Below are 12,267 nucleotides of genomic sequence, written 5' to 3' on the forward strand. Positions count from 1 at the left end.
TGACACTGGCACGCGACATGCATTGCATTTTCGTTTGGCGCGGGTTAAGTTGCAGCCGCTGAGCTTGGCAAGGTCACCGTGAATCGTGGCCTGATGGGTAGATCCGAAGATCCGCTACATCGCTGCACCTCGCTTCCTCCTTGCAGTCAGCCGCCGACCAGGGCGTAACCATATAACCAGCGTCACAGGGAGTCAGCAGAGATGGCAGATCGCGAAACCGGTACCGTCAAGTGGTTCAATGATGCCAAGGGCTTCGGATTCATCAGCCGCGAGAACGGCGAAGATGTGTTCGTGCACTTCCGCGCCATCCAGACCCAAGGCTTCAAGAGCCTGAAGGAAGGTCAGAAGGTCAGCTTCACCGTCGTCCAGGGCCAGAAGGGCCTGCAGGCCGACGCAGTGCAGCCGGACTGATCTGCTTCCCCCTTTGCCAGCAAGAACAAGGCCCGCTAAAGCGGGCCTTGTCTGTTTCCGGGGTTCCGTAGCGATCAGCGCAGGACCACGCGGCCGTTCACCACGCGCACGTAGGTGTTCTCGCGGATGCCGTTGAGGTCCTTCTGGTTGACCACGATCACGCGGCCGTCGTCCATGCGCACCTGGATGTCATAGGACTCGCCGGTGACGTTCTGCTGGATCTTGTTGCCGGCCAGTGCGCCCGCGGCGGCACCGGCCACGGCGGCGATGTTCTGGTTGCCCTTGCTGCCACCGGTCTTGTCGGAGATCTCGTGGCCCGCCACGGCGCCGACGATGCCGCCGAGCACGGCGCCGGTCGCTGCCGGGGCGGTACGGCCGGACTGCACGGTATTGATGCGGGTCACGATGCCACAGTCAGCGCAGCGGGCGGAGGTGGAATAGCCGGAATTGCCGTAACCGGTGTTGTAGCCGCCGGTATTGCTGTAACCGGGGGAAGACGCGCAGCCTGCCAGGGCCAGGCTGGCAACTGCGCCGATGGCGATCAACTGGAACCTCATGCTCTTTCTCCTGGGCAGTGGTGCGGACACGCCGCGTGAGGGCTGATCCTGTCTGTTCGTGCGTGAACGGCACGCCAATCATTCCGCGCTCAGCGGAAATCCTGGTGGCAGGCGCGGCAGTCGGACTTCAACTGTTCATTGAGCCGGCCCAGTTCTGCGCAGTCGGCAGGCGGCGTGGCCAGGGCATCGTTGAGCGTGGCGCGGAACTGGCTGGCGTGCTGCTGGAAGCGTGCGTCATCGCGCAGGTCGGGGAACGCCAGGTCCATGTCGTTGCTGAGGGCGCGCAGGGTCTGCAGGCGTGGCAGCACGTCGGCACCGGCACAGCGGTTCTGCTCCTGGCTCTGGCGCAGCAGTTGCGACTGCCGACCCATGACGTGCATCAGGCTTTCCGGGAACGGGTCGCGGCGTTCCTGGATGGCGCGCACGGCCATCACCGTCATCACCGCGCCGGCAATCAGGCCGACGACCAGGACAACGAGGTAACGCAGGGCAGCAGAAGGCGGACGCGGGGTATCGGACATGTCGGGGCTCCGGGGACAGGGCGCAGATGGTACGACGCCGCCCACGCCATGGCCCAGCGCGACGGTGCGGCGCGCACTAAAATGTGCCGATGAAGAAAGAACTGCGTGATCGCTTTGCCGGCATCGACCGGTTGTACGGGGCCGGTACGGTCGAACGCCTGGCCGGTTGCCGCGTCGCCGTGGTCGGCATGGGCGGTGTCGGCTCGTGGGTGGTGGAGGCGCTGGCGCGCTCGGCGGTCGGGCACCTGGCCCTGATCGACGCCGACGACATCTGCGTCTCCAACACCAACCGGCAGTTGCCGGCGCTGGAAGGCCAGTATGGCCGCAACAAGGCCGTGGCCATGGCCGAGCGTTGCCGCGCGATCAACCCGCTGTGCGAGATCAGCGTGGTCGAATCGTTCCTGACCCCGGCCAACCAGGCCGAGCTGCTCGACCAGGGATTTGACCTGGTGATCGACGCCTGTGACAGCTTCCGGGTCAAGGTCGAGGCGATTGCCTGGTGCCGCCGCCGCAAGCTGCCGATCCTCACGGTGGGCGCGGCAGGTGGCCGTACCGATCCGACCCAGGTCCGCATCCGCGATGTCTCGCGTACCGAACACGATGCAATGCTGGCGCTGATCCGCAAGAAGCTGCGCAGCGATTTCAACTTCCCGTCCAATCCGAAGCGCTATTTCGGCGTACCGGCGGTGTACTCGCTGGAGAACGTCAAATATCCGCAGGCCGATGGCAGCGTCTGCGGCATCCGCCCGAATCTCGGCCCGGATGCGGCGCTGAGCCTGGACTGCGGTGCCGGCCTCGGCGCAGCCACGCATATCACCGGCGCGTTTGCCTTTGCTGCCGTCGGCAAGGCGCTGGAGATGCTGCTCAAGCCCGGGATTGCGGAGAAGTCCGGGGAAGCGGCTGCCGCCGCCGCGGACTGAGCGGACAAACCCTTACAGCGGCAGTCCGAACAGCTGCCGCGCGTTGTCGCTGGTGACCCGGGCAATTTCGTCGCGGGACTGCCCGCGCAGTTCGGCCACCGTGTCCAGGATGGTGGTCAGCCGCGCCGGCTCGTTGCGCTGGCCGCGAATGCCGGCATCGGGCTGGTCAGGGGCGTCGGTTTCCAGCAGCAGCTGCTCGAGCGGGATTTCGGTGACCAGCCGTCGCAGGCGGTTCGCCCGCGGGTAGGTCAGCGGCCCGCCCAGTCCGATGTGGAAGCCGAGCTGCCACAGTTGCTTCGCCTGTTCCGGGCTGCCGCCAAAGCTGTGCACCACGCCGCGCAGGTTGCCAACACGCTTGAGCGCAACGATGACTTCCTCCACTGCGCGGCGGGCGTGGATCACCAGCGGCAGGTGGAACTCGGCGGCCAGCCTCAGTTGTGCCTCGAACAGGAACTGCTGCCGCTCGCGGGCCAGCTCCTCGATGAAGAAGTCCAGCCCGCATTCGCCGATCGCGCAGGGGCGTTCGCGCTCGATCCACTCGCGCAGTTCCTCCAGGTGCGCATCCTGGTGCTGGTCCAGGAACACCGGGTGCAGGCCGTAGGCCGGATGCAGGCCGGGATGCTGCTGGCATACCTCGCGCAGCTTCGGCCAGCTGGCCGCGGTGATCGCGGGCACCACCTGGGCGACCACCCCGGCGGCGACCGCGCGCTCCACAACTTCGTCGCGGTCCGGATCGAACTCGCCTGCATCCATGTGGCAGTGGCTGTCGACCAGTTGCATCAACGGCGAGGCGGCAGGACGGCGGGCGCCGGATCGCGGCGGGTCTTCCAGTTGGCGAGCAGCAGCGTACCCAGGCCCAGCAGGATCTCGTCCAGCATCGGGATTGGGTCCGGAATGAACAGCGTCAGTACGAACAACGCGGCGGTCAGCTTGAACAGGGTGGGGTAGCGAAGCCTGCGGGCCCACCCCATCAGTGGCAACAACATCGGGCTTGGCATGGTGGTGTCCTCGGGGATTGCGAACGCTATCACGCAGATTACTGAGATGCCGCGCAGCTTCTGCATACATGGCATTAACGGGGCGTGGATTTATTCAGCTTGGCCGTGCTGGAATGCCGCCTTGATGAATTGCGGCACTGTCCGCTGGAGCAGGCAATGAAGAACAACACGACGACGATTCTGGTTGCCGCTGGTGCGCTGCTGGTGGGGGGCATTGCCACTGCGGCTTTCATGAGCAGCCGCGACAAGCCCGGTGATCTGGCTGGTGGCCCGAACCCGGTGCTGGACAGTTCGATGGTGGTCGACGATGCCGCATTGACCGACGCCCTGGCGGCCGGTGGCAAGCTCGAATATGCCGACGTGATCAAGGTCAACCCGGTGACCCAGAAGGAACCGCAGTACGCCACCGTGATCGGCAGCGAGCCGGTGCGCGAGACCACCACCACCAACGTGCCGCGCGAGGTCTGCGAGGACGTGGTCGTGCAGGAGCGTCTGCCCGAGCGTGACGGCAACGTCGGTGGCACCGTGGCCGGTGCGGTCATCGGTGGCCTGATCGGCAACCAGGTTGGCGGCGGCAACGGCAAGAAGGCGGCGACCGCGGCTGGCGCCGTGGCCGGCGGCGTGATTGGCAACCAGGTCGACAAGCGCCATGTCGGTGGCCGCGTGGTCACCCGCACCGAGCGCCAGTGCCGTACCGAGAACGCGACGTCCGAGTCCTCGCGCGTGACCGGCTACAACGTCACCTACCGCAACGCCGATGGCACCACCGGCACCATGCGCATGGACAGCAAGCCGGGCAACCGCATCGCCATGGGCAAGACCGACAGCGTGATCGGCTATGACGTCACCTACCGCTACGACGGCCAGGAAAAGACCGTGCGCCTGGACGACAAGCCGGCCAGCGACCGCCTGCCGGTGCTTGATGGCCAGCTGGTGACCAGCACCGCTGCCATCGATGCGGACGGCAGCCGGCAGTAACTCCCCGCGTTGCAGTGATTGAAAAAGGCCGGCACATGCCGGCCTTTTTCCTGTGCGGGTGCCGATCGCCAGGCGTGCCGGGGAGCGGCGGCGCGGAGCCGGGCAATGCTGCGACCGCACTTTCAAAAGCCCGGCAACTGCGATGAGATGGCCCGGCCCTGGCTGCCGGAGTCCCGAGGATGTCCTCCACTGTCGCGCCCCTGACCGTGCATGGCATGTCCGCCTCGGGCAACTGCCACAAGGTGCGCCTGCTGCTGGAGCAGCTGGGTACCCGCTATGCCTGGGTCGAGGTGGACGTGCCGGGCGGACAGACCCGCACGCCGCAGTTCCTTGCCCTCAATCCCAATGGCCGGGTGCCGGTGCTGCAGCGCCGGGACGGCCGCGTGCTCACCGAGTCCAACGCGATCCTGTACTGGCTGGCGGAAGGTACGCCGTATCTCCCGACCGATGGCTCGCAGCGCGCGCAGGCACTGGGCTGGATGTTCTTCGAACAGTATTCGCACGAGCCGTGCATCGCGGTGGCCCGCTTCTTCTGCGGCTGGACCGGGCTGGATTCATCGCGTCGCGCCGAGCTGCCACGCTTGCGCGAACGCGGCCACCAGGCGCTGGCGGTGATGGAGCAGCACCTCGCCCGGCACGACTGGTTTACCGGGCCCGCCTACGGCATCGCCGACATCGCGCTGCACGCCTATACCGCCGTCGCCCACCACGGTGGCATTGCGCTGGACGACGACTCCTCGATCCGCGCGTGGCTGCAGCGCGTCGGGCAGACGGCAGGTTTCGTACCCATGCCCCAGCCCGATGCACGCGTACTGGAGCGCATCGGCCGATCCAGTTGACCCCTTAGATCCGGTTCTGAGCCGACAGGAGCCCTGACTGCATGTTTGCCGAAGTGCCCACTCCGATTCCCGCCCGCATGAAGGGCCTGAACCGGGCCGAGATCTGCGATGCCAACTTCATTGAATTCGTCCGTCACTGGCGCGGCCCCTTGGCCGCGCCACCGGCCAGCGGCGCCGTGCAACCCGGCAGCGCGCTGGATGCGGCCAGCCTGCTGGAGCTGTTCGAGTCGCAGCTGATCAGCCGTCACCTGGACCTGATGGCGCGGGTGCTGCGGGTACAGAACAAGGTCTTCTACACGATCGGCAGCAGTGGCCACGAGGGCAACGCGATGGTCGCGCGCCTGACCCGGCACACCGATCCGGCACTGCTGCATTACAGAAGCGGCGGCTTCATGGCCGAACGCTTCCGCAAGCTGCCGGGGATGGACCCGGTAATGGATTCGGCCCTGTCCTTTGCGGCCAGCCGCGAGGACCCGGCCAGCGGCGGGCGGCACAAGGTGTGGGGCAGCAGGCCGTTGTGGGTGCTGCCGCAGACCTCGACCATCGCCTCGCACCTGCCCAAGGCGCTGGGCACCGCGCTCGCGCTGGAGGCCGGGCGCCGGCTGGGGCAGCCGCTGCCGGTCCCCGGGGACAGCATCGTGATCTGTTCCTTCGGCGATGCCTCGGCCAATCACGCCACCGCGCAGACCGCGTTCAACACGGCGGCCTGGAGCAGCTATCAGAAGCTGCCGGCGCCGGTGCTGTTCGTCTGCGAGGACAACGGCATCGGCATCTCGGTCAGGACGCCGCCGGGCTGGATTGCCGACAGCTTCCGCCATCGCCCGGGGCTGGATTACTTCGCTGCCGACGGTCTCGACCTGCCCACGGGCTACGGGCAGGTGCAGCAGGCGGTGGAGCACTGCCGCCGGACCCGGCGGCCGACCTTCCTGCACCTGCGCACCACGCGGCTGATGGGTCACGCCGGTACCGATTTCGAGGTCGAGTGGCGGCCGCTGGAGGAGCTGTGCGCGGCGGAAGCCGCTGACCCGCTGCTGCGCTCGGCTGCGCTGGTAATGGAGGCCGGGTTGCTGGACCGTGAGGGCGTGCTCGAGCTGTACGAGCGCACCCGCCAGCGCTGCTTTGCCGCCGCCGAGGATGCCGATCGCCGTCCGCGCCTGCAGTGGCTGGAAGAAGTGGTCGCACCGCTGGCGCCGTACAATGCCGAGGCGGTGCGGGTTGAAGCCCGGCGGACGGACTTCGAGGAAAAGCGCCAGCAGGTCTGGGGCGAGGCGCTGCCCGAGAACCAGCCGCCGCGGCACCTGGCCATCCAGATCAACCAGGGCCTGCACGAGCTGCTGTGCAAGTACGGCAACACCGTCCTGTTCGGCGAGGACGTGGCGCAGAAGGGTGGGGTGTACACGCTGACCAAGGGGCTGCTGAAGGCCTTCGGTCCGCGCCGGGTGTTCAACACCCTGCTGGACGAGACCATGATCCTTGGCCTGGCCCAGGGCTTTGCCAACATGGGGATGCTGCCCATCCCGGAAATCCAGTACCTGGCCTACCTGCACAACGCCGCCGACCAGCTCCGCGGCGAGGCCTGCTCGCTGCAGTTCTTCTCCAACGACCAGTTCCGCAACCCGATGCTGGTGCGCATCGCCGGGCTCGGCTACCAGAAGGGCTTTGGCGGGCACTTCCACAACGACAACTCCATCGCCGCGCTGCGCGACATTCCCGGCCTGGTGGTCGGCTGCCCGTCGCGTGGCGACGATGCGGTCGGCATGCTGCGCACGCTGGCAGCGCTGGCCCGGGTGGATGGCCGGGTATGCGTGTTCCTGGAGCCGATTGCGCTGTACATGACCAAGGACCTGCATGCGCCAGGCGATGGCGGCTGGCTGTTTCCGTATCCGGCGCCGGGGCAGGCGGTTGAGCTGGGCGAGGGCCGCATCTATGGCGAAGGCCAGGACCTGGTGGTATTCACCTATGGCAATGGCGTGCCCATGAGCCTGCGCGCGGCCCGGCGGATCGGGCAGGCCCACGGCTGGCAGGTGCGCGTGGTCGACCTGCGCTGGCTGGTCCCGCTCAATGCGGACTGGATTGCCGGGCAGGCGGCCGGTGCGCGGCGCATCCTCGTGGTCGACGAGGGCCGGCGCAGTGCCGGGGTGGGCGAGGGCGTGATCACCGCGCTGGTCGAGGCGGGCCTGGGCGGCGTGCCGCTACGGCGGGTGGTCGGTGCCGACACCTACACGCCGCTGGCCGGAGCCGCGCAGCTGGTGCTGCCGGCCGAGGACGACGTGGTCGCCGCGGCGGCGGAACTGGCGCCCGCACGCTGAGCCTTCACCGCTGTCGAATGGCTGCCCGCTTAGGGTGGGTAGGTCTTTCATCCAGGAGCAATGCCAATGGCCGGATACCGGATCGCTGTCTTCGTCGGCAGCCTGCGCAAGGAGTCCATCAACCGCCAGCTCGCCCGGGCGCTGGAGAAGCTGGCCGGCGACCGCGCCAGCTTCGAATACGTGCAGATCGGCGACCTGCCGCTGTACAACCAGGACCATGACGGCAACTACCCGGCCGAGGGCAAGCGCCTGAAGGAGCAGGTCCGCCAGGCCGACGCGGTGCTGTTCGTGACCCCCGAATACAACCGCTCGGTGCCCGGCGTGCTGAAGAACGCCATCGACCTTGGTTCGCGCCCCTATGGCGACAGCGCCTTTGCCGGCAAGCCGGCGGCGGTGGCCGGTGCCTCGATCGGTGCCATCGGCAGTGCGCTGGCCCAGCAGCACCTGCGCAACATCCTGTCCTACCTGGACATCAAGGTGTTGCCGCAGCCGGAGGTCTTCGTCCATTTCAAGGAGGGCCTGGTCGACGCCGAGGGCAATGTCCAGAACGAGGGCACCCGCAAGTTCCTGCAGGACTTCACCGACCGCTTCCTGTCCTGGATTGAAAGCCAGCGCTGAGCGCCCCGTCCGCTGGGACGGCGGCTCTCCTATAATCTCGCGCCCGGTGCTGCAGCGGTGCCGGGCGCGCAGCATGTCCCCGAGCGGGATCCCGGACGGCGTCGGTCTGTACCGGGTTGCCAACCGCTTATCCACAGGTTTGTCCCTAACCCTGGGGGCCGCTGCGTGCCTACCATGGCCGACGTTTTCTTGAACGCAGGAAGTACCCCCGCATGTCCGCCCGAACCGGTTTCCGTTCCGACCGCAGCGACCACTCCGAACGCAACGAGCATCGCGTCGACCAGTTGCGCGTGCCGCCGCATTCGGTGGAAGCCGAGCAGGCGGTGCTGGGCGGTTTGATGCTGGCGCCGCAGGCCTTCGACCAGGTCAACGAGCAGCTCACCGAGAAGGACTTCTACCGCCGCGACCACCAGCTGATCTACCGCGCCATCCGCGAGCTGGCCGAGCGCGACCGTCCGTTCGATGCGGTGACCCTGGGCGAGTGGTTCGAGTCGCAGGGCAAGATGGAGCTCGTCGGCCATGGCGCCTACCTGATTGAACTGGCCAGCACCACGCCTTCGGCGGCCAACATCAGCGCCTACGCCGAAATCGTCCGCGACAAGGCGGTGCTGCGGCAGCTGATCCAGGTCGGCACCGACATCGTCAACGACGGCTTCCAGCCCGAGGGTCGCGACAGCTCGGAACTGCTGGCATCGGCGGAGAAGTCGGTGTTCGCCATCGCCGAGCAGGGCGCGCGCGGCCGCACCGACTTCGTGGCCATGCCCGGCGCGCTGAAGGATGCCTTCGAGGAGCTACGCAACCGCTTCGAAAACGGCGGCAACATCACCGGCCTGCCGACCGGCTACAACGAATTCGATGCGATGACGGCCGGCCTGCAGCCGACCGACCTGATCATCCTGGCCGCGCGTCCGGCCATGGGCAAGACGACGTTCGCGCTGAACATCGCCGAATACGCCGCGATCAAGTCCAAGAAGGGCGTGGCGGTGTTCTCGATGGAAATGTCCGCCTCGCAGCTGGCGATGCGCCTGATCTCCTCCAACGGCCGCATCAATGCCCAGCGCCTGCGTACCGGCCAGCTCGAGGACGAGGACTGGGCGCGCGTGACCGGCGCGATCAAGATGCTCAAGGAAACCAAGATCTTCATCGACGACACGCCCGGCGTGTCGCCGGAAGTACTGCGCTCCAAGTGCCGCCGCCTCAAGCGCGAGCATGACCTGGGCCTGATCGTGATCGACTACCTTCAGCTGATGAGCGTGCCGGGCAACAGCGAGAACCGTGCCACCGAGATCTCGGAGATCAGCCGTTCGCTCAAGGGCCTGGCCAAGGAGCTCAACGTGCCGGTAATCGCGCTGTCCCAGCTCAACCGCTCGCTGGAAACACGTACCGACAAGCGCCCGGTGATGGCCGACCTTCGCGAATCCGGCGCTATCGAGCAGGACGCGGACATGATCGTCTTCATCTACCGCGACGATTACTACAACAAGGAAAATTCGCCGGACAAGGGCCTGGCCGAGATCATCATCGGCAAGCACCGTGGTGGCCCGACCGGCTCGTGCAAGCTGAAGTTCTTCGGCGAGTACACCCGCTTCGACAACCTGGCCCACGACTCGGTCGGCGCGTTCGAATAAGCCGTCACGCGGCAGCGCAAGGCTGCCGCGGCACCGCGCATCGTCCAGTGCGTGCGCATGGACGCACGCCGCACAACGGTTTGATCCATCCGTGGAGTGGGGTTGTTGACCGGCCATGACGGGGACGGGCGCTACCATCGCCGGTCAGACCCAACCCGTGATCGCAATGCCCTCTGTTGCCCTCGTCTGGTTCCGCCGCGACCTGCGCCTTGCCGACAATCCCGCCTGGCAGGCGGCGCTCGAGGGCGGCCACGTGCCGCTGCCGGTGTATGTGCACGCCCCGCACGAGGAAGGCAACTGGCCGCCGGGGGCGGCGTCCAGCGCATGGCTGCACCGCTCGCTGCAGGCACTCGATGCCGACCTGCGGGAGCGTGGCAGTGCGCTGGTGCTGGCCGCCGGCGACAGCCTTGCGGCATTGCAGCGGCTGGTCGAACAGTCCGGCGCCGAGGCGGTGTTCTGGAACCGCCGCTACGAGCCGGCGGCGCAGTCCCGCGATGCGGACATCAAGCGCGCGCTGCGCGAGCAGGGCCTGGACGTACGCAGCTTCAACGGCAGCCTGCTGTCCGAGCCGTGGCAGCTGGCTACCGGGCAGGGCACGCCGTACCGCGTGTTCACTCCGTACTGGCGCACGGCGCAGGCGCGGATGTCGCTGCCGCCGCTGACCGAGCCGCCGCCGCGCGTGGCCGCGCATGGCCAGGAAGGACTGCCGCTGGACGCACTTGGGCTTGCCCCGTCGCCGCAATGGGATGCCAGGTTCTGGGAACACTGGCAGCCCGGTGAGGCCGGTGCGCGCGAGGCGCTGGAGGTCGTTGTCGATGGCGCGCTCGACGACTACCTCAAGCAACGCGACCGCCCGGACCGCGTCGGTACCTCGCTGCTGTCGCCGCACCTGCATTTCGGCGAGATCGCGCCGTGGCGCATCGTGGCCGCATTGCAGGCGGCGCGCACCGCCGCACGGGGCGCGGACATCGATGGCTACATCCGCCAGCTGGGCTGGCGTGATTTCGCCCACCACCTGATGCATCACTTCCCCGAAAGCTGCGAGCACGACCTCAATCCGCGATTTGCCCGCTTCCGCTGGGCAAGGCCCGACGGGGCGGCACTGGACGCCTGGCAGCGCGGACGCACCGGCATCCCGATCATCGATGCCGGCATGCGCGAGCTGTGGCAGACCGGCTACATGCATAACCGCGTGCGGATGATCGCGGCCAGCTACCTGACCAAGCACATGCGCATGCACTGGCTGCGGGGCGCGCGCTGGTTCTGGGACACGCTGGTTGATGCCGACCTGGCCAACAACACGCTGGGCTGGCAGTGGGTGGCCGGCACCGGTGCCGATGCCGCGCCGTACTTCCGCATCTTCAATCCGGTGACACAGGCGCAGAAGTTCGACCCGGCCGCGGCCTACATCAGCCGCTGGCTGCCGGAGCTGGCCGGGCTGCCACTGGCCGCACGCTTTGCGCCGTGGGAATTCCCCGAACTGCATCGGCAGATGGGGGATTACCCACGCAAGCCACTGGTGGAACTGGGCGCAGGGCGCGATGCCGCACTGGCGGCATACCGCGGACGCTGGGGCTGAGCAGCGAGAAACCTGAACAGGGGCGTGCCGGGTCGCCACGTCCTCATCGTCACTTCGCGTGGGGCTGTTTATGCTCTGCCGCCACCAAACCCGGAACCGTCCGGTCCCCTGCGAGGAGAAACCCATGAAGCGATCCGTGACCCGCAATCTTTCCCTGGCGCTGCTGACGGCTGCGGCCCTGTCTGCCTGCGCCACCGGTGGCTCCTACGTGCAGAGCGACCAGTACGGCAACCAGAGCCAGCAGCAGAACCGCACCGGCCGTGGCGCGCTGATCGGTGCGGCCATCGGTACCGCCGCCGGTCTGCTCAGCGGCGACAGCGCCACCGAGCGCCGCCAGCACGCGATGATCGGCGCCGGCATCGGCGCGCTCAGCGGCGCTGCCGTGGGCAACTACCAGGACCGCCAGGAACGCGCACTGCGCGAGCGCACCGCCAACACCGGCATCGACGTGCAGCGCCAGGGCGACAACATCACCCTGAACCTGCCCGATGGCATCACCTTCGACTTCAACAAGTCGACTCTGAAGCCGCAGTTCTACGGCGCCCTCAACGGCGTGGCCTCGACCCTGGCCGAGTACAACCAGACCATGATCGAAGTGGTCGGCCACACCGACAGCATCGGCACCGATGCGGTCAATGACCGCCTGTCCAAGGAGCGCGCCGAGTCGGTAGCCAGCTACCTGGGCGCACAGGGCGTGCAGCGTGCCCGCATCGAGACCCTGGGCGCCGGCAAGCGTTATCCGATCGCCAGCAATGACACCGAATCCGGCCGCGCGCAGAACCGTCGCGTCGAGATCCGGGTGATCCCGCTGACCCAGTAAGCAACTGCGCCGCGCGACCCGTCGCGCAGCAGGAAAAGAAAAGGCCGCCCTCGATGGGTGGCCTTTTTCTTTGCGGGGGAGCGCCGGCT

General features: G+C 67.4%; 13 protein-coding genes. 9 read left to right on the plus strand and 4 right to left on the minus strand.

The features are described from left to right. The first annotated feature begins 201 nt into the window (after nt 1-201). Nucleotides 202-411 (plus strand): cold-shock protein, encoded by a 210-nt coding sequence (locus tag LG380_RS03280; RefSeq protein ID WP_225763595.1) that lies wholly within the window; start codon nt 202-204, stop codon nt 409-411. A gap of 74 nt (nt 412-485) precedes the next feature. Here LG380_RS03280 and LG380_RS03285 read toward each other — a convergent pair whose 3' ends face one another. Both LG380_RS03285 and LG380_RS03290 read right to left on the minus strand, forming a co-directional pair. Then, entirely contained in the window at nt 486-968 is a 483-nt protein-coding gene (locus tag LG380_RS03285) for a glycine zipper 2TM domain-containing protein (RefSeq protein WP_225763596.1), read from the minus strand. An 89-nt stretch (nt 969-1,057) separates the two neighbouring features. Then, nucleotides 1,058-1,489 (minus strand): hypothetical protein, encoded by a 432-nt coding sequence (locus tag LG380_RS03290; protein ID WP_225763597.1) that lies wholly within the window; start codon nt 1,487-1,489, stop codon nt 1,058-1,060. 89 nt (nt 1,490-1,578) lie between these two features. Between LG380_RS03290 and LG380_RS03295 the strand changes: the two genes are divergently transcribed. Next, the gene (locus tag LG380_RS03295) at nt 1,579-2,409 is read left to right on the plus strand and encodes a tRNA threonylcarbamoyladenosine dehydratase (protein WP_225763598.1); all 831 of its coding nucleotides are present in this window, start codon (nt 1,579-1,581) and stop codon (nt 2,407-2,409) included. 12 nt (nt 2,410-2,421) lie between these two features. Here LG380_RS03295 and LG380_RS03300 read toward each other — a convergent pair whose 3' ends face one another. Both LG380_RS03300 and LG380_RS03305 read right to left on the minus strand, forming a co-directional pair. Further along, a complete protein-coding gene (locus tag LG380_RS03300; protein WP_225763599.1) occupies nt 2,422-3,189 on the minus strand; it encodes a TatD family hydrolase in 768 nt (255 codons plus the stop codon). Then, on the minus strand, nt 3,189-3,407 hold the full coding sequence (locus tag LG380_RS03305; protein ID WP_225766428.1) for a DUF6116 family protein: 219 nt from the start codon (nt 3,405-3,407) through the stop codon (nt 3,189-3,191). Before LG380_RS03305 ends, LG380_RS03300 begins: the two co-directional genes overlap by 1 nt. Nucleotides 3,408-3,563: 156 nt before the next feature. Here LG380_RS03305 and LG380_RS03310 point away from each other — a divergent pair, with 156 nt between their 5' ends. From LG380_RS03310 to LG380_RS03340, 7 genes are all read left to right on the plus strand, one after another. Beyond that, nucleotides 3,564-4,385: a glycine zipper 2TM domain-containing protein gene (locus tag LG380_RS03310; RefSeq protein WP_318780074.1), complete on the plus strand. Its 822-nt coding sequence runs from the start codon at nt 3,564-3,566 to the stop codon at nt 4,383-4,385. A 179-nt stretch (nt 4,386-4,564) separates the two neighbouring features. Continuing rightward, a complete protein-coding gene (locus tag LG380_RS03315) occupies nt 4,565-5,224 on the plus strand; it encodes a glutathione S-transferase family protein (protein WP_225763600.1) in 660 nt (219 codons plus the stop codon). Nucleotides 5,225-5,265: 41 nt separating this feature from the next. Further along, nucleotides 5,266-7,533, plus strand: coding sequence for a thiamine pyrophosphate-dependent enzyme (locus LG380_RS03320; RefSeq protein WP_225763601.1), 2,268 nt, complete (start codon nt 5,266-5,268; stop codon nt 7,531-7,533). Nucleotides 7,534-7,599: 66 nt separating this feature from the next. Continuing rightward, a complete protein-coding gene (locus LG380_RS03325) occupies nt 7,600-8,151 on the plus strand; it encodes an NAD(P)H-dependent oxidoreductase (RefSeq protein WP_225763602.1) in 552 nt (183 codons plus the stop codon). A 212-nt stretch (nt 8,152-8,363) separates the two neighbouring features. Next, on the plus strand, nt 8,364-9,779 hold the full coding sequence (locus LG380_RS03330; RefSeq protein ID WP_225763603.1) for a replicative DNA helicase: 1,416 nt from the start codon (nt 8,364-8,366) through the stop codon (nt 9,777-9,779). 166 nt (nt 9,780-9,945) lie between these two features. After that, a complete protein-coding gene (locus LG380_RS03335) occupies nt 9,946-11,358 on the plus strand; it encodes a deoxyribodipyrimidine photo-lyase (protein WP_225763604.1) in 1,413 nt (470 codons plus the stop codon). A 124-nt stretch (nt 11,359-11,482) separates the two neighbouring features. Next, entirely contained in the window at nt 11,483-12,178 is a 696-nt protein-coding gene (locus LG380_RS03340) for an OmpA family protein (RefSeq protein WP_225763605.1), read from the plus strand. The last annotated feature ends 89 nt before the right edge of the window (nt 12,179-12,267 follow it).

The organism is Stenotrophomonas sp. Marseille-Q4652, from assembly GCF_916618915.1.
Taxonomy (GTDB): domain Bacteria; phylum Pseudomonadota; class Gammaproteobacteria; order Xanthomonadales; family Xanthomonadaceae; genus Stenotrophomonas.